Annotated in this window: 4 protein-coding genes (1 of these 4 running past the window's edge); 3 read left to right on the forward strand and 1 reads right to left on the reverse strand. The window is 42.5% G+C overall.

The window, feature by feature from the left end:
- Window positions 1–15,732, reverse strand: the 5' portion of a protein-coding gene (locus tag L6E24_RS04685) for a PEGA domain-containing protein (RefSeq protein WP_257743560.1). The gene continues 12,144 nt to the left of window position 1, outside the view; only the first 15,732 of its 27,876 coding nucleotides appear in the window; the start codon lies at window positions 15,730–15,732; the stop codon falls past the left edge of the window.
- Between the two features lie 950 nt (window positions 15,733–16,682).
- Between L6E24_RS04685 and L6E24_RS04690 the strand changes: the two genes are divergently transcribed.
- The 3 genes from L6E24_RS04690 to L6E24_RS04700 all read left to right on the forward strand — a co-directional run bounded on the left by L6E24_RS04690 (window position 16,683) and on the right by L6E24_RS04700 (window position 19,780).
- Window positions 16,683–17,360 carry a peptidase associated/transthyretin-like domain-containing protein gene (locus L6E24_RS04690; protein WP_257743561.1) on the forward strand — a complete coding sequence of 226 codons (678 nt, stop codon included), beginning with the start codon at window positions 16,683–16,685 and terminating at the stop codon, window positions 17,358–17,360.
- A 457-nt stretch (window positions 17,361–17,817) separates the two neighbouring features.
- Window positions 17,818–18,975 carry a transposase gene (locus tag L6E24_RS04695; RefSeq protein WP_257742442.1) on the forward strand — a complete coding sequence of 386 codons (1,158 nt, stop codon included), beginning with the start codon at window positions 17,818–17,820 and terminating at the stop codon, window positions 18,973–18,975.
- Window positions 18,976–19,402: 427 nt separating this feature from the next.
- Window positions 19,403–19,780, forward strand: a complete 378-nt coding sequence (locus L6E24_RS04700) for a response regulator (protein ID WP_257743562.1) — start codon at window positions 19,403–19,405, stop codon at window positions 19,778–19,780.
- The last annotated feature ends 70 nt before the right edge of the window (window positions 19,781–19,850 follow it).

Raw genomic sequence — 19,850 nt, forward strand, 5'->3', positions numbered from 1 at the left:
GGAAGGAGTCGAGTTGATCTGCAATGTGCCAACCTGACTGACAAGGTCAAAGCTGACGTCTTTGGTTTCATCCCTGCTCAGGGTAACAACCTGGCTGGAATTGTCATAGCCGGATTTAACTACTGTAATATTGTAACTGCCAACCGGAATGTCAGAGAGAGTTGCATTTGTCAGTTCTTCAGTAGAGGTTCCGTTAAGGTAGATCATAGCTCCGGAAGGAGTTGAATTGATCTGCAATGTGCCAACCTGACTGACAAGGTCAAAGCTGACTTCTTCGGTTTCATCCCTGCTCAGGGTAACAACCTGGCTGGAGTTGTCATAACCGGATTTAACAACTGTAATATTGTAACTGCCAACCGGAATGTCAGAGAGAGTTGCATTTGTCAGTTCTTCAGTAGAGGTTCCGTTAAGGTAGATCAGAGCACCGGAAGGAGTTGAGTTGATCTGCAACGTGCCAACCTGACTGACAAGGTCAAAGCTGACTGTCTCAGTATCTCCTTTGCTTAAGGTCACAACCTGGCTGGAATTGTCATAGCCGGATTTGACAACTGTAATATTGTAAATGCCAACCGGAATGTCAGAGAGAGTTGCATTTGTCAGTTCTTCAGTAGAGGTTCCGTTAAGGTAGATAATAGCTCCGGAAGGAGTTGAGTTGATCTGCAACGTGCCAACCTGACTGACAAGGTCAAAGCTGACGTCTTTGGTTTCATCCCTGCTCAGGGTAACAACCTGGCTGGAGTTGTCATAACCGGATTTAACTACTGTAATATTGTAACTGCCAACCGGAATGTCAGAGAGAGTTGCATTTGTCAGTTCTTCAGTAGAGGTTCCGTTAAGGTAGATCATAGCTCCGGAAGGAGTTGAATTGATCTGCAATGTGCCAACCTGACTGACAAGGTCAAAGCTGACTTCTTTGGTTTCATCCCTGCTCAGGGTAACAACCTGGCTGGAGTTGTCATAACCGGATTTAACAACTGTAATATTGTAACTGCCAACCGGAATGTCAGAGAGAGTTGCATTTGTCAGTTCTTCAGTAGAGGTTCCGTTAAGGTAGATCATAGCTCCGGAAGGAGTTGAATTGATCTGCAACGTGCCAACCTGACTGACAAGGTCAAAGCTGACGTCTTTGGTTTCATCCCTGCTCAGGGTAACAACCTGGCTGGAATTGTCATAGCCAGATTTAACAACTGTAATATTGTAAGTCCCGATTGGAGTATCAGAAAGCGTTGCATTGGTCAGTTCTTCAGTAGAGGTTCCGTTAAGGTAGATCATAGCTCCGGAAGGAGTTGAATTGATCTGCAACGTGCCAACCTGACTGACAAGGTCAAAGCTGACGTCTTTGGTTTCATCCCTGCTCAGGGTAACAACCTGGCTGGAATTGTCATAGCCGGACTTGACCACTGTAATATTGTAACTGCCAACCGGAATGTCAGAGAGAGTTACATTGGTTAATTCACCGGTGTCTGTGCCGTTGAGATATACCATAGCACCGGAAGGAGTTGAGTTGATCTGCAAAGTTCCAACCTGACTGACAAGTTCAAAGCTGACTGTCTCAGTATCTCCTTTGCTTAAGGTCACAACCTGGCTGGAATTGTCGTAGCCGGATTTAACAACTGTAATATTGTAACTGCCAACCGGAATGTCAGAGAGAGTTGCATTTGTCAGTTCTTCCGTAGAGGTTCCGTTAAGGTAGATCATAGCTCCGGAAGGAGTTGAGTTGATCTGCAACATTCCAACCTGACTGACAAGGTCAAAGCTGACTTCTTCGGTTTCATCCCTGCTCAGGGTCACAACCTGGCTGGAATTGTCATAGCCGGACTTGACCACTGTAATATTGTAACTGCCAACCGGAATGTCAGAGAGAGTTGCATTTGTCAGTTCTTCAGTAGAGGTTCCGTTAAGGTAGATCATAGCTCCGGAAGGAGTTGAGTTGATCTGCAATGTTCCAACCTGACTGACAAGGCCAAAGCTGACGTCTTTGGTTTCATCCCTTCTCAGGGTAACAACCTGGCTGGAATTGTCATAGCCAGATTTAACTACTGTAATATTGTAACTGCCAACCGGAATGTCAGAGAGAGTTGCATTTGTCAGTTCTTCCGTAGATGTTCCGTTCAGGTAGATCATAGCTCCGGAAGGAGTTGAGTTGATCTGTAATGTTCCAACCTGACTGACAAGGTCAAAGCTGACTTCTTCAGTTTCACCCTTGCCTAACGTCACAACCTGACTGGAATTGTCGTAGCCGGATTTAACAACTGTAATATTGTAACTGCCAACCGGAATGTCAGAGAGAGTTGCATTGGTCAGTTCTTCAGTAGAGGTTCCGTTAAGGTAGATCATAGCTCCGGAAGGAGTTGAATTGATCTGCAACGTGCCAACCTGACTGACAAGGTCAAAGCTGACGTCTTTGGTTTCATCCCTGCTCAGGGTAACAACCTGGCTGGAATTGTCATAGCCGGACTTGACCACTGTAATATTGTAACTGCCAACCGGAATGTCAGAGAGAGTTGCATTTGTCAGTTCTTCCGTAGATGTTCCGTTAAGGTAGATCAGAGCACCGGAAGGAGTTGAGTTGATCTGCAATGTTCCAACCTGACTGACAAGGTCAAAGCTGACTTCTTCGGTTTCATCCCTGCTCAGGGTCACAACCTGGCTGGAATTGTCATAGCCGGACTTGACCACTGTAATATTGTAACTGCCAACCAGAATGTCAGAGAGAGTTGCATTCGTCAGTTCTTCAGTAGAGGTTCCGTTAAGGTAGATAATAGCTCCGGAAGGAGTCGAGTTGATCTGCAAAGTTCCGACCTGCCGGGACAGAGTGAAACTCACAGATTCAGTCTGATCTTTACCAAGTGTCACAACACGGCTGGAGTTGTCATAACCGGATTTAACAACTGTAATATTGTAACTGCCAACCGGAATGTCAGAGAGAGTTGCATTTGTCAGTTCTTCAGTAGAGGTTCCGTTAAGGTAGATCATAGCTCCGGAAGGAGTCGAGTTGATCTGCAAAGTTCCGACCTGCCGGGACAGGGTGAAACTCACAGATTCAGTCTGATCTTTACCAAGTGTCACAACACGGCTGGAGTTGTCATAACCGGATTTAACAACTGTAATATTGTAACTGCCAACCGGAATGTCAGAGAGAGTTGCATTTGTCAGTTCTTCAGTAGAGGTTCCGTTAAGGTAGATCATAGCTCCGGAAGGAGTCGAGTTGATCTGCAAAGTTCCGACCTGCCGGGACAGGGTGAAACTCACAGATTCAGTCTGATCTTTACCAAGTGTCACAACACGGCTGGAGTTGTCATAACCGGATTTAACAACTGTAATATTGTAACTGCCAACCGGAATGTCAGAGAGAGTTGCATTTGTCAGTTCTTCAGTAGAGGTTCCGTTAAGGTAGATAATAGCTCCGGAAGGAGTCGAGTTGATCTGCAATGTGCCAACCTGACTGACAAGGTCAAAGCTGACATCTTCAGTTTCATCCCTGCTCAGGGTCACAACCTGGCTGGAATTGTCGTAGCCAGATTTGACAACTGTAATATTATAAGTCCCAACCGGAATGTCAGAGAGAGTTGCATTTGTCAGTTCTTCAGTAGAGGTTCCGTTAAGGTAGATCAGAGCACCGAAAGGAGTGGAGTTAACCTGCAAAGTACCGGTCTGCTGAGTCAGGCTGAAATTAACTAACTCAAGACCGCCTTTGACAAGAGTAACTTCATCGCTGGCATTGTCATATCCTTCAAGCTCAACGGTTACGTTGTAAGTGCCAGCCGGATAATTGGTGAACGTGAAGTTCGTGAAATTGCCGGTGCTGACTCCGTCAATATAGATTAAAGCGTCAGCAGGAGTAGAATTAACCTGCAAAGTACCGGTCTGCTGAGTCAGACTGAAATTAACTAACTCAAGACCGCCTTTGACAAGAGTCACTTCCTCACTGGCGTTGTCATAACCTTCGAGTTCAACGGTTACGTTGTAGGTTCCTACCGGATAATTGGTGAACGTGAAGTTGGTGAAATTGCCGGTGCTGACTCCATCAAGATAAATCAGGGCATTGGCTGGGGTAGAGTTGACCTGCAGATTACCAACAGAGCGTGTAAGATTAAACACCGCAACCCGGGTACCATCACCTGGGAGGACCAATACCTCAGATTCAGAATCATAACCCGTCAGCTCAATTGTAACATTATACTCCCCGGCAACCTGCTCAGTAAAGGTATGATTGGTTACAAAACCAGAATCCATTCCATTCAGGTAAATCGTAGCATTTTGTGGAACAGATTCAATCTGCAGAGTTCCGGTTTCAAACGTCATCCACTGGAATATCGGATATTTTGATTTTGAATCAAACGCCCTCCAGATTTTAGAATTATCACTGGAAGTGCTTATTATATCGGCCGACCATTTAAGGCCATCAGAATCCACAATTCCGGTGAGGAAATCATAGTCCTTAAACCTGGTAACATCTGTAACCAGAGTTCCATAACCGGAAACACCAGTGGTATAACGGTAACAGTTTGTAAACGTTGAACCATCATTTAAACCCAAAAGTCCTCCATATTCTCCCACTGCAGTAGCAGTGCCTGTTGCATAACTGTTGGTTATTGTAGAACTATACCGGTTAAGCCCGACAAGACCACCAGCATGGAGATTCGCAGCTCTGGCATTACCAGTTGCATAACAATTCTCTATTGAACCGCCATTCTCATTGGTCCCTACAAGTCCTCCAATATCATCTATATCACCCGTTGAATTACCGGTTGCATAACAGTTCGTTATACTGCCGCCATTATTCCAGCCAACCAGACCTCCGTTTGCGTAATTAGGTGCATACACATCACCGGATGCTGTACAGTTATTAATTGCTCCCAGATTCTGTCCAACAAGACCACCGGCATGTTTGTCACTGCCTGTGACATCACCTGTTGAATAGCAGTTACCGATTTCTCCGCCAGCCTCATTATAACCAACAAGACCCCCATTATTGATTTTGCCTGTGATATTTCCCTCAGAATGACACCCGTCCACTGTTCCCGTATTCCACCCGACAAGGCAGCCTACATTATCACCAGTGGCAACTGTATCTCCTGTCGCAGAGCAGTTTTCAATTGCACCGGAATTCCGGCCGGCAATAATACCAACATTATTTGTTCCTTTTACTCCAGCACCGGCAGTTTCAATATTTAAATCTCTTATAGCTCCGCCGGAGCCGACATATCCAAATAGACCAACATAATCTGAACCGCTTTCATCCAGCGTAAAATTAAAGATTGAATGTCCCCGACCGTCAAAATCTCCATTAAACTGAATTGTAGAATTACCAATAGCAGATTCCGGACCACCATCAGCGAGATCAATATCATCAGTCAGAATGAAATATTTGTTCCAATCGCCAGGATTATCAGACAGGCGTATAATGCAGTCACTATTACTCAATTCATACGGATTTTCTTTTGTACCATTTCCTCCACCATATTCCGGAACTAATGCAAATGTGACAACTTCAATATCACCCTTTGTAAGATTTACATCTTCATATGCAGATTTATAACCTGTTTTTGCTACAGTGACATTATATATGCCCTCCGGAATCTGAGAAATAGTTGTATTAGTTAATTCCCCAGTATCAAACCCGTTTAAGTAAACTGTAGCTCCATCAGGATCTGAATTAATCTGAAGAGTTCCATTTCCAAAACCAGAAGACTGCCACTGGAAGAATGGATACTGGCACTTATATGTGGATACTCTCCATGTTTTCGATAAATCAGCATCAGTGCTGATTATGCCTGTTGACCAGTTCAGACCGTTATTTTCCGTACTTCCGGTGAGGAAATCATAGTCCCTGAATTTAGTTATATCAGAAATATGGATGCCGTAACTGTTGCCATTATCAGCATAACGATAACAGTTTATTCCCGAACCATAATTCTGCCCAAAAAGACCACCGGCATATTCCGTTGCAGTGGCATTGCCTGTTGCATAACAGTTTATTAAATAGCCATGATAATCATTATAACCAACAAGACCGCCGGCATAATTATAATAAGAATTGACATTGCCCGTTGCATAACAGTTTGTTATTCTACCTTCATTATATCCTACAAGACCACCGGTTTGATATTTTGCAGTGGCACTGCCCGTTGCATAACAGTTTGTTAAGTTGCCGGAATTAGAACCGGCAAGACCACCAGCATGGTCATTCGCAGTGGCATTGCCTGTTGCATAACAATTCGTCAGTGAGCCACCATCATTACTGCCAACAAGACCGCCGGCATAATTACGTCCCGCAATGACATTCCCGGTTGCAGAACAATTGGTTATTGTACCGGAATTCCATCCGACAAGACAGCTTGCATTATCTCCCACAGATGTGGAGTCACCTGTCGCAGAGCAGTTTTCAATTGCACCGGAATTCCGGCCGGCAAGAATACCAACATTATTATTTCCTTTTACTCCAACACCGGCAGTTTCAATTTTTAAATCGCTTATAGCTCCGCCGGAACCGACATATCCAAATAGACCAACATAATCTGAACCGCTTTCATCCAGCGTAAAATTAAAGAATGAATGCCCATGACCGTCAAAATCTCCATTAAACTGAATTGTAGAATTACCAATAGCAGATTCCGGACCACCGGCAGAGAAATCAATATCATCAGTCAGGACGAAAGATTTGTCCCAATCGCCAGGATTATCAGACAAGCGTATAATGCAGTCACTATTACTCAATTCGTACGGATTTTCTTTTGTACCATTTCCTCCACCATATTCCGGAACTAATGCAAATGTGACAACTTCAATATCACCCTTTGTAAGATTTACATCTTCATATGCAGAGTGATAACCGGAAAGCTCAACAGTTACGTTGTAGGTTCCCACAGGATAATTGCTGAAGGTGAAATTGGTGGAATTGCCCGTGCTGACTCCATCAAGATAAATCAAGGCATTGGACGGAGTAGAATTCACCTGCAAAGTACCGGTCTGCTGAGTCAGACTGAAATTAACTAACTCAAGACCGCCTTTGGCAAGAGTAACTTCATCGCTGGCGTTGTCATAGCCGTCAAGTTCAACGGTTATGTTGTAGGTTCCTACCGGATAATTGCTGAACGTGAAGTTAGTGGAATTGCCGGTGCTGACTCCGTCAATATAGATTAAAGCGTCAGCAGGAGTAGAATTAACCTGCAAAGTACCGGTCTGCTGAGTCAGACTGAAATTAACTAACTCAAGACCACCTTTGGCAAGAGTCACTTCATCGCTGGCGTTTTCATAGCCGTCAAGTTCAACGGTTATGTTGTAGGTGCCAACCGGATAATTGGTGAACGTGAAGTTAGTGGAATTGCCGGTGCTGACTCCGTCAATATAGATTAAAGCGTCAGCAGGAGTAGAATTAACCTGCAAAGTACCGGTCTGCTGAGTCAGACTAAAGTTGACGAACTCAAGACCACCTTTGGCAAGAGTCACTTCATCGCTGGCGTTGTCATAGCCGTCAAGTTCAACGGTTATGTTGTAGGTTCCTACCGGATAATTGCTGAACGTGAAGTTAGTGGAATTGCCGGTGCTGACTCCATCAAGATAAATCAGAGCACTGGAAGGTGTAGAATTAACCTGCAAAGTACCGGTCTGCTGAGTCAGACTGAAATTAACTAACTCAAGACCACCTTTGGCAAGAGTCACTTCATCGCTGGCGTTGTCATATCCTTCAAGCTCAACGGTTACGTTGTAGGTGCCAACCGGATAATTGGTGAACGTGAAGTTTGTGGAATTGCCGGTGCTGACTCCGTCAATATAGATTAAAGCGTCAGCAGGAGTAGAATTAACCTGCAAAGTACCGGTCTGCTGAGTCAGACTGAAATTAACAAACTCAAGACCGCCTTTGGCAAGAGTAACTTCATCACTGGCGTTGTCATAGCCGTCAAGTTCAACAGTTACGTTGTAGGTGCCAGCCGGATAATCCGAGAACGTAAAGTTGGTATAATTGCCCGTGCTCTCGCCGTCTATGTAGATCAGGGCGTTGGCAGGGGTGGAATTAACCTGCAAAGTACCGGTCTGCTGAGTCAGACTGAAATTAACTAACTCAAGACCACCTTTGGCAAGTGTCACTTCATCGCTGGCGTTGTCATAGCCGTCAAGTTCAACCGTTACGTTGTAGGTGCCAACCGGATAATTGGTGAACGTGAAGTTCGTGGAATTGCCGGTGCTGACTCCATCAAGATAAATCAGGGCATTGGATGGAGTAGAATTAACCTGCAAAGTACCGGTCTGCTGAGTCAGACTGAAATTAACTAACTCAAGACCACCTTTGGCAAGTGTCACTTCATCGCTGGCGTTGTCATAGCCGTCAAGTTCAACCGTTACGTTGTAGGTGCCAGCCGGATAATTGCTGAACGTGAAGTTGGTGGAATTGCCGGTGCTGACTCCGCCAATATAGATTAAAGCGTCAGCAGGAGTGGAATTAACCTGCAAAGTACCGGTCTGCTGAGTCAGACTGAAATTAACTAACTCAAGACCGCCTTTGGCAAGAGTAACTTCATCACTGGCGTTGTCATAGCCTTCAAGTTCAACGGTTACGTTGTAGGTGCCAACCGGATAATCCGAGAACGTAAAGTTGGTATAATTGCCCGTGCTCTCGCCGTCTATGTAGATCAGGGCGTTGGCAGGGGTGGAATTAACCTGCAAAGTACCGGTCTGCTGAGTCAGACTGAAATTAACTAACTCAAGACCGCCTTTGACAAGAGTCACTTCATCGCTGGCGTTGTCATAGCCGTCAAGTTCAACAGTTACGTTGTAGGTTCCAACAGGATAACTGCTGAAAGTGAAGTTGGTATAATTACCAGTGCTCTCGCCGTCAATGTAGATCAGAGCGTTTGAAGGAGTAGAATTAACCCGCAGAGTGCCGACCTGTCTTGACAAAGTGAAGTTGACCTCACCAACAGTTCCACTGGCAATATTTACAGAATTGGTGGCATTGTCATAGCCGTCAAGCTCAACTGTCACATTGTAGGTTCCAGCCGGATAATTGGTGAACGTGAAGTTGGTATAATTACCAGTGCTCTCGCCGTCAATGTAGATCAGAGCGTTTGAAGGAGTAGAATTAACCCGCAGAGTGCCGACCTGTCTTGACAAAGTGAAGTTGACCTCACCAACAGTTCCACTGGCAATATTTACAGAATTGGTGGCATTGTCGTAGCCATCAAGTTCTACGGTTACGTTGTAGGTGCCAGCCGGATAATCCGAGAACGTAAAGTTGGTATAATTGCCGGTGCTGACTCCGTCAAGATAAATCAGGGCATTGGATGGGGTAGAGTTGACCTGCAGATCACCAACAGAGCGTGTAAGATTAAACACCGCAACCCGGGTATCATTACCTGGAAGGACCAATACTTCAGATTCAGAATCATAACCCGCCAACTCAATTGTAACATTATACTCCCCGGCAACCTGCTCAGTAAAGGTATGATTGGTTACAAAACCAGAATCCATTCCATTCAGGTAAATCGTAGCATTTTGTGGTACAGATTCAATCTGCAGAATTCCGGTTTCAAACGTCTCCCACTGGAATATCGGGTATTTGGATTTTGAATCAAACGCTCTCCAGATTTTAGAATTATCACTGGAAGTGCTTATTATATCGGCCGACCATTTAAGGCTGTGATATAATTTTGTTCCAGTGAGGAAGTTATAGTCCCTGAATTCCGTTATATCAGAAATATAGATGCCACCATAGCCTCCGGATTTATTATAACGATAACAATTATCTATGTCATTGAGGCTACTGCACCCAGTAAGACCGCCGGCATAGTTACTCGCAGTGCCACTGCCCGTTGCATAACAATTTGTTAAGGTACTATCAGGGGAATTATAACCAACAAGACCACCGGCATAATTACCAGAAGCAGTGGCATTGCCTGTTGCATAACAGTTTGTTATTTTGCCCTTATTATTTCTACCAACAAGACCACCGGCTTGTTCTGTTGTAGCAGTGGCACCGCCCGTTGCATAACAGTTTGTTAAGGTGCTATCTTTATTATAACCATTATAACCAACAAGACCACCGGCTTGCTTTGTAGCAGAAGCATTACCCGTTGCAGAACAATTCGTTAGGGAGCCACCATTATTCACCCCAACAAGACCACCGGCTTGTTCTGTTGTAGCATTGGCACTGCCCGTTGCATAACATTTTGTTAAGGTGCCAGAATTATAACCGGCAAGACCGCCGGCACCAGATTCTGCAGTGGCATTACCCGTTGCATAACAGTTTGTTAAGAGGCCAGAATAAATATGACCAGCAAGACCGCCGGCACCAGATTCTGCGGCGGCATTACCCGTTGCATAACAATTTGTTAAGGTGGCATAATTATTAAGATCACCAACAAGACCGCCGGCACCAGATTCTGCGGTGGCACTGCCCGTTGCAGAACAGTTTGTTAAGGTGCCCCTATCTTTAGAACCAACAAGACCGCCGGCATACTTATTTGCAGTGGCATTGCCTGTTGCATAACAGTTTGTTAAGAGGCCACTACCATCATAACCAACAAGACCACCGGCAGATTCTGTTGTAGCATTGGCACTGCCCGTTGCATAACTATCTGTTATGGTACTGGTATCAGATTTAGAACTAGAACCAACAAGACCGCCGGCATACTTATTTGCAGTGGCATTACCTGTTGCATAACAGTTTGTTAAGGTGTTAGCCAAATCATAACCAGCAAGACCACCGGCATGTTCTATTGTAGCAGTGGCACTGCCTGTTGCAGAACAGTTTGTTAAGGTGCTATAATAACTAATACCAACAAGACCACCGGCATAATCACGTCCCGCAATGACATTCCCGGTTGCAGAACAGTTGGTTATTTTGCCATTTCGATTATAACCAGCAAGACCACCGGCTTGCTTTGTAGCAGAAGCATTACCCGTTGCAGAACAATTCGTTAGGGAGCCACCATCATTCTTCCCAACAAGACCACCGGCAGAACCACCAGCAGCAGTGGCATTGCATGCTGCAGAACAGTTGATTATTGTACCGGAATTCCATCCAACAAGACCGCCGGCATAATTACGTCCCGCAATGACATTCCCGGTTGCAGAACAGTTGGTTATTGTACCGGAATTCCATCCAACAAGACAGCTTGCATTATCAACCACAGATGTGGAGTCACCTGTTGCAGAACAGTTTTCAATTAAACCACAATTCCAGCCGGCAAGAATACCAACACTATTATTTCCTTTTACTCCAACACCGGCAGTTTCAATATTTAAATCTCTTATAGCTCCGCCGGAACCGACATATCCAAATAGACCAAGATTATCTGAACCACTTTCATCCAGCGTAAAATTAAAGATTGAATATACCTGACCGTCAAAACTCCCGGTGAAATAAGTACTAATATTACCTATCGTCTCAGTAGGTCCGCTTTCATTAAGAGCTATATCATTGACCAGACTAAAATTACTGCCCCAGTCTTCAGAATGTCCGGACAGATAAATCAGATCTTCCTCTGTGCTGATATTATAAGGGTCATCTGAAGTGCCGCTGCCCCCGCTGTATTTCTGAATCGAAATTAAAGTAAAGTCAAGAGTTTCAGTCTCACCTGATTCAAGCACCACAACCGAAAATGCAGGACTGGAAGTATAACCACTATGGGATATTGTTACATTATACATCCCTTCCGGAATCTCAGAGAGAGTTGCATTGGTAGTCCTGATGGTATCAACACCGTTCAGGAAAACTTCTGCACCCGCCGGAGTCGAGTTTACATTAATAGTGCCAGTACCAAAAGACTGCCACTGAAATATTGGATAGTGTCCTTTGTAACTAAATGCCCTCCAGACTTTTGCTGAGTCAGCATCAGTGCTTATAATACCCGAAGACCAATTCAGACCATTATTTTCCGTAGTTCCGGTTAGGAATTCATAGTCCTTAAACTTAGTAATATCTGAAATATGGGTGCCTGAATCACCTTCATTCCCGGTATAACGATAACAATTATCAATAGTTCCGCTATTAACCCCAACAAGTCCGCCGGAATTACTATCTCCAACACCTCTTCCGGTTGCATAACAATTGACAATATCTCCTTTATTATCACCAACAAGTCCACCGGAATGACTATTGCCAATACCACTTCCGGTTGCATAACAATTGGTTATGGTGCCATCAAAATCGTTATTTCCAACAAGACCGCCGACATAATTATCAGATGTGGCATTACCAACTGAGTAACTGTCTGTAATTGTACCATGATTAACTCCAGCAAGACCACCGACATTAAAGTGGTCTGAAGAACTGGCGATTGCATCACCCGTAGAATAACAATATATTATTTCACTGCCGTCGGCATTCTCTCCAACAAGACCTCCGGCGTTATTAGAAAAGAGAGTAGTGGCATTACCAGTAGCAAAACTATTTATAATCTTACCATTATTACGCCCGACAAGAGCACCAACATTATAATGAGAGATCTCGGCATAAACGGAGGCACTACAATTATTTATAATACTGTTGTCATTAGTGCCAACAAGTCCACCGCCGTAATTTCTACTACAGGTTGCACTACCGGTAGCTGTACAGTTTATTAACTGGCTGTTTCCCTCATTAAAACCAATAAGACCACCGACATAATCAACGGCAGCAGTTGAATCACCAGTAACAGAACAATTTGTTATTATGCCCCCGCTGTTTTTTCCGGCAAGAATACCAACAGAGGTATTCCCATTAACGCCACCTGCTCCTGCTTCAACTCCCAGGTTTTTAATTTCTCCACCGGAAATGTAACCAAAAAGACCAATATTATCAGAGCTACTCTTATCAATTGTAAAATTGCTTATGGTATAACCCTGGCCGTCAAAACTGCCGGTAAACTTGGTAATTGAATTACCAATGGTCTCAGCCGGACTGCTGACAAGGGCAATATTATTAATCACACTGAAATTACTGCCCCAGTCTTCAGAATGTCCGGAGAGGTAGATCAGGTCTTCTTCTGTGCTGATATTGTAAGGGTCATCTGAAGTACCGCTGCCGCCGCTGTATTTCTGATCCAAAGTTAAAGTAAAGTCAACAGTTTCAGTCTCACCTGATTCAAGTGTCACTTCATCGCTGGCGTTGTCATAGCCGTCAAGTTCAACGGTTATGTTGTAGGTGCCAGCCAGATAATTGGTGAAAGTAAAATTGGTGTAATTGCCCGTGCTCTCGCCGTCTATGTAGATCAGAGCACTGGAAGGTGTAGAGTTTACCTGTAGTGTTCCAACATCTCTTTCCAGTGTGAAGTCGGCATATGCTGTTGTACCATCGGCAAGCATAATTGTCTGATATTTTGTCCCATAACCGTCTTTTGTTACTGATACATTATAATACCCTTCCGGAATCTCAGAGATAGTTGTATTAGTAACTACCTCAGTATCAGCCCCGTTTAAGTAAACTGTCGCTCCGTCAGGATCTGAATTAATCCGAAGAGTTCCATTTCCAAAAGACTGCCACTGGAAGAAAGGATACTGGCACTTATATGTGGATACTCTCCATGTTTTCGACAAATCAGCATCAGTGCTGATTATGCCTGTTGACCAGTTCAGACCGTTATTTACCGTACTTCCGGTAAGGAAATCATAGTCCCTGAATTTCGTCATATCAGAAATATAGGTGCCGTAACTATTGCCGTTGTCAGCATAACGATAACAATTATTTATGTTACCGTTATAGTTCTTGTCCCCAATAAGACCACCGGCATATGTATCAGCAGTGGCATTGCCTGTTGCATAACAGTTGGTTAAGTCGCCTCCAAAATTATAACCAATAAGACCACCGGCATATGTATCAGCAGTGGCATTGCCTGTTGCATAACAGTTGGTTAAGGCATCACAATTAGTATAACCAACAAGACCACCGGCATGTGTAGCAGCAGTGGCATTGCCTGTTGCATAACAGTTTGTTAAGGTGCTAATATCATAACCAACAAGACCACCGGCATCCTTATTTGCAGTGGCACTGCCAGTTGCATAACAGTTTGTTAAGGTGCCGAAATTATAACTAACAAGACCACCGGCATAGTCACCAGCAGCAGTGGCACTGCCAGTTGCGGAACAATTAGTTATTGTGCCTTCATTAACACCAACAAGACCACTGACATATCCTTTTGCAGTGGCACTGCCAGTTGCATAACAGTTTGTTAAGGTGCCTAAATTATAACTAACAAGACCACCGGCAAAATTCATTGTTGCAGAAGTATTACCAGTTGCATAACAGTTTGTTAAAGTGCCAGAATTAAAACCAACAAGTACACCAACATAACTCTTCCCTGTTACACCATCATCACAAGCTTCAACTCCAAGGTTCTTAATATCTCCACCAGTATGGACATAACCAAACAGACCAACATTATCAGAATCACTTTTATCCATCGTGAAATTGCTTATGGTATAATCCTGACCGTCAAAACTGCCGGTAAACCTGGTACTCGAATTACCAATCGTCTCAGTCGGACTTCCGGAAGAGAGGGAGATGTTATCTGTCAGAATAAAGTAATTACCCGGACCCCAGTTCCCGGAATCAGTTGATAATTCAATAAGATCCTCTTTAGTGCTTATCTGATAAGGATTCAAGGAGGAACCATCCCCCCCGCTGTATTTTATTTCAGTTAAAGTAAAATCAACCGCTTTGGTTTCATCCGATCCAAGCGTCAGCAGCAAAAATTCCGGTGAGGAAGCATAACCATCACGTACAACTGTGACATTATATTCACCCTCAGCTATATCAGATAAAACTGCATTGGTTGTAACCCCGGTATCAACCCCATTTAGGTAAACTTTCGCCCCATCAGGATCTGAATTTACCTGAAGAGTTCCGGTTTTAAAAGTCTGCCACTGGAACACCGGGAACTGGCTTTTATCTGCAAACGCCTTCCAAATCTTTGAATGATCGGCATCATTACTGATAATGTCAGGTGACCATGCAAGACCTTCATTGGGTGTCGTTCCGGTGAGGAATGCAATGTCCATGAACTTCGTCAGATTAGATACATATATGCCGTTAAGATTTCCTCCGTTATAATGCCTGTAACAGTTTGTTAAGGTGCTAATATCATAACCAACAAGACCACCGCCATTGGCATCACCAGTAGCATAACAGTTTGTTATTGGGCCTTCATTACATCCTACAAGACCACCGGCATCCTTATTTGCAGTGGCACTGCCCGTTGCATAACAGTTTGTTAAGGTGACGCCTTGATTATGACCAACAAGACCACCGGCAGAGTCCGTTGCAGTGACATTGCCAGTTGCATAACAGTTTGTTAAGGTGCCTAAATTATAACCAACAAGACCACCAACATTAACTGAACCAGTTGCATCACCCGTTGCAGAGCAGTTAATAATTCTGCCCAAATTTGCTCCGGCAAGAACACCAACATGACTCTTCCCTGTTACACCATCACACCCAGCCTCAACACCAAGATTTTTAATTTCTGCAACGGAATTAAGACAACCAAAAAGACCAACACAATCAGAACCACTTTTATCCATCGTAAAATCACTTATGATATAACCCTGGCCGTCAAAACTACCGGCGAAATTATCACCAAAATTACCAATTGTCTCAGTCGGACTGTTGACAAGGGCAATGTCATTGGCCAGGATGAAATATTTATCTCCGCCCCAGTTTCCGGAGTCTGTTGAAAGGGAGATGATGTCCGCCCCTGTACTTATCTGATAGGGATTACCGGAGGAACCATCTCCACCGCTGTAAGCACTCACAGTTCCCGTCAATACAAGTATTGCCACAAATAATGACAATAAAAAAACTCTAAAGTAAGAGAAACCTACTACGCCCGAATAAAAACGCTGACACTCCATTATAACCCAACTCCCCGAAACTTATGAGTAGAACCACCTACCCAGATTTGCAAATTAATATCGCATTTATGGTAACTTTTGACGGCCCCGCCATCCGGAAATAATATATAATATATCCTTTGCACCGATGAAAAAAATAAACAAGATTTACGGATACAAAAACTTCACTCATATCAGCCTCCAACCGACACCATAATGAAGTATATTACAAAGTCATCCTTACCAATCAGACCATAATTAAATTATACTGAATTATGTCTCCAATGAGTTATAATAATATTCACCAATAAATCATTAAAATCTGAAAAATTGTGAATAATATTGCCACATTACAGAGATTATTACAAAATATTTCGACACATCATAAATCAAACCCGGACGGATCATTTCAGCGATTACAGAATCTATCATCCAAATAACCAGATACACATATTATCCGGAATAAATAGATTGAATATTTACACATTATATTTGTTTATATTTCGCAACAAAAAAGTAGAAGATAAACAATCTGACAGAACAGTCAGCATCAAAGCCCCGCATAAAACCCGGAAATTCCCATACTGATTTAATCCCCATTAACGAAAAAAATTGTATGATAAACCAATCCGACATAAACCACATACGGGTTTATAAATATTTTAAGAACTGAATCATACCCTGCCTAATACCCGGACATTTCAGATATTTCCAGTAAAAAATTATAAAGACTAAAAAGGCAAATTATTCATAGAGTTCATTAACCGGTATGAAATGAACACAAAAGTCATATTGACGTAAATATGTCAAAGATGATGTAAAGAACACATAACAGGAAATAATTTTGATATTTCCTAACTATGGTGATTAAGATGAGAAAGGTATGTTTATCAGGAATTTTACTGCTATCCGTAATTCTCCTCGCAGGTGCAGCATCAGCCGCATCTGTAGGCGGAGATCAGGGATGGTATAATATCCACTGCAATGTGGACGGTGCAGCAGTCTATATGGACGGAGAATACAAAGGCGAGATTGTAAACGGAATACTTACAGTGCCTGTGTACTCCACCGGAACTCCGTACAAAACAATTTCAGTTGAAATGCCGGGCTACACAACATGGTTTGAGAACATTGACACAAACCCGGCAATGGGCGAGCAGGAAGATATCTATGCTACATTGAACCCTTCCACTGAACCGACTCCGGCACCAATAGGCGGCGACACAGGATACTACGTTGTGTACTGCAATGTTGACGGTGCTGACGTTTACTTTGGTTCAGACTACAAAGGACAGACAGCAAACGGCGAACTCACAGTTGAGATTTACACAACCGGAACCCCGTACACAACATATTCTGTTCAGAAGAGTGGATATACACCATTTACAGCACAGATTTCAGACTATCCTGCAAAGGGCGAGACTGTAAAGCTTCATGCAACCTTAAACCCTGCACCACAGCCAACAAAGTCGCCTGTCGCACCCGGAATCATCATGATCTCAGTTATGGGTGCCCTCCTCTGCGGATTCTTAATCTCCAGAAGAGAATAATTCAGAATTTATGATCATTTGAAATGATCATAAATCAACTTTTTTTAAAAAACGGAAATATTCCGGATTTCTTAAATAACCAGGCTATATAAGCAGGCCGGCAGTCAGTAACCAAAAAGTTCCGGCTGACAGAATAATTCATCCTACTCATCAGAAATTTTAGCCTTCCTGCCGGCCAATGAGACCGAAAAGCAGAGTTCAACAAAAATATTATTTCGCAAAACCCCAATATCAGTACTTTAAAGATTCCGCAAATTTCATCACATAAGACCCCGGAGTTTTCTGCCTAAACTCAAATAGTTAAGTACTTCTCAATATTATATTGTGTCAAAACCTCTGCTGCGTGCCGTGGAATGTTTGCACAATCTGAATCAGACAAATGTTCAATATGATCTTGTTTTTTTGATGTACCAATTGCCAATCAATAGATATATATTGCCTCCAAAACATCATCCTTGTGGCAATATTTGGTCAAAAAAACAGCAAAATCCAGTCAGATACAGGACTGAAGCTTGGAAAACTTGAATTGATCTGTGATATTATTGAGGATCATATCTCCTTTCCAGATGGCAGATATTATGATTCAAAAACAATTGTAAGAGGAACAATAGCAGCGGCATGTTCTAAAAATTCGATTTCAGGACTTGTAAAAATGACAGATGGTTTGCCATCCCATACAACCTGTCTGAAATATTTACATAATATTGACATGGAGAAATTAGAATCAGATTCCTCTAAAATACTTTTATTGGCAGGGGAAGGCATAATTATAGAAGGCAGGGCTTACAATTTTGCTATTGATAAAACCCTCAAGCCATATTATGGGGTTAAAGACGAAGAAGAAGATCCTAATATTATACGCAACAAGAAGAAAGCATCGACAACCAAGTTCTTTGCTTACATGACTTTATCGATTGTGGACCAGGATAAGCACCTCACCCTTCTTGTTATTCCCTGGAAAGATAATGATAATAATTTTGATGGAATAAAAACATGTGTTGAGTTAATTCGGAGTTTAGGTCTGAAAATAAAATGTTTAATGTTAGACAGGGAGTTCTACACAGGTAAAATCTTTAGCTACCTAAAAGAATCAGATGTCCCACACCTCATGCCGGTGAAGCAACATGGTGAGGAACTCAAAAAGAATCTAAAAGGTAAAAAATCAAAATCCTTTAAACACACCCTAAATTCAAAATCAAAGTTCCCATTGGAGATAGAAATAGTTGACTGTATTGTCTATCAAATGGGAAAGAAAGGCAAAAATGGTGTACTTCATCGAGCATTTGTAGTTTATAAGGTATGTAAATCTCCAAAATCGATTAGAAGATTGTATAAACACAGATTTGCCATTGAGTCCACATATGTCCTTGCTAATAAAAGTGGTGCAAGGACATCCACTAAGGATCCGGTAGTTAGGTTTTATTATTTTTTAATCTCTTTTATAATACAGAACCATTGGGTTTCAATCAAATGGAAGAGATTTGCAAAACTTCAGAGGGGACCAAAGGTAATTTATAGAGATCGATTTCCCTTGCACCATTTTATCACTATCTTAATTAAAGAGGCTTGGGAGCATTTCCATTTATTGAGCCTTAATGAAATTGCCATAAGCTGATATTCAGACATCTTCATGAATTGAGTATGCAGATGGCCAGGTTTAGCGGTAGCTATTTTAAATTTTACAATATCTTTACTGGAAACGGTATAATTTCGATTCAAACTCATTTATTCAGACATTTATTCATGAAATATGAAGCAGTGTGTTGTGGTTCAAGTGGGATAAAATGGTGTTAACCAAAATCGGTTTACAAAATACATTTTTATCCCTCAAATTTGAAATGCAGGACATTTGGATATAATATTCAATTTAGGGGCATACAGTAAGACATTTTTAAAACAATATTCATCAATTTTAAATATTAATCGAGCACTTAATTTAAAGTACTGAATATATTAAATATTATTTCAAAGATAGATGGTGTAAATCAATAAAGACTATTAAATGAGAGAATCAATAAGTGTACCATAATTATAAATGACCTATGTCAAGAATAATGATAGTTGATGATGAGGAAGCGATAAGGGAGATCATGACCCTTTTCCTAAAAAGAGACGGACACGACATAACTGCGATTTCATCCGGAAGTGAAGCAGTCATAAACTTCAAATCCAGTCTGAATTCAGGCACACCTTTCGATCTTGTAATACTTGATGCAAATATACCCGGGGATATCGGTGCAATCGAGATTATAAAATCAATAAAAGAGCATGACCCGGAGATATCAGCGGTAATTACAAGCGGAGATTCAGTAGGCGGGGCAATGAAAAAACCAGAGGATTTTGGATTTGCCAGGGCACTTAAAAAACCATTTAAATCCGCAGATTTGATAAACCTGGTTAAAAGTCTGGTCCACACTTAATACCTCCGGAATCCGGAAAAATAATAGACTTTTCTTTGCAGCATTATTTTGGGATCTGTACATCCCCTAC

The sequence above is a fragment of the Methanoplanus endosymbiosus genome (assembly GCF_024662215.1).
GTDB classification, from domain to species: Archaea; Halobacteriota; Methanomicrobia; order Methanomicrobiales; family Methanomicrobiaceae; genus Methanoplanus; species Methanoplanus endosymbiosus.

Excerpts from the sequence above, each read along its gene's own strand:
- L6E24_RS04700 (WP_257743562.1), top strand. The coding sequence starts at position 19,403 with ATGTCAAGAATAATGATAGTTGATGATGAGGAAGCGATAAGGGAGATC.
- L6E24_RS04690 (WP_257743561.1), top strand. The coding sequence starts at position 16,683 with ATGAGAAAGGTATGTTTATCAGGAATTTTACTGCTATCCGTAATTCTC.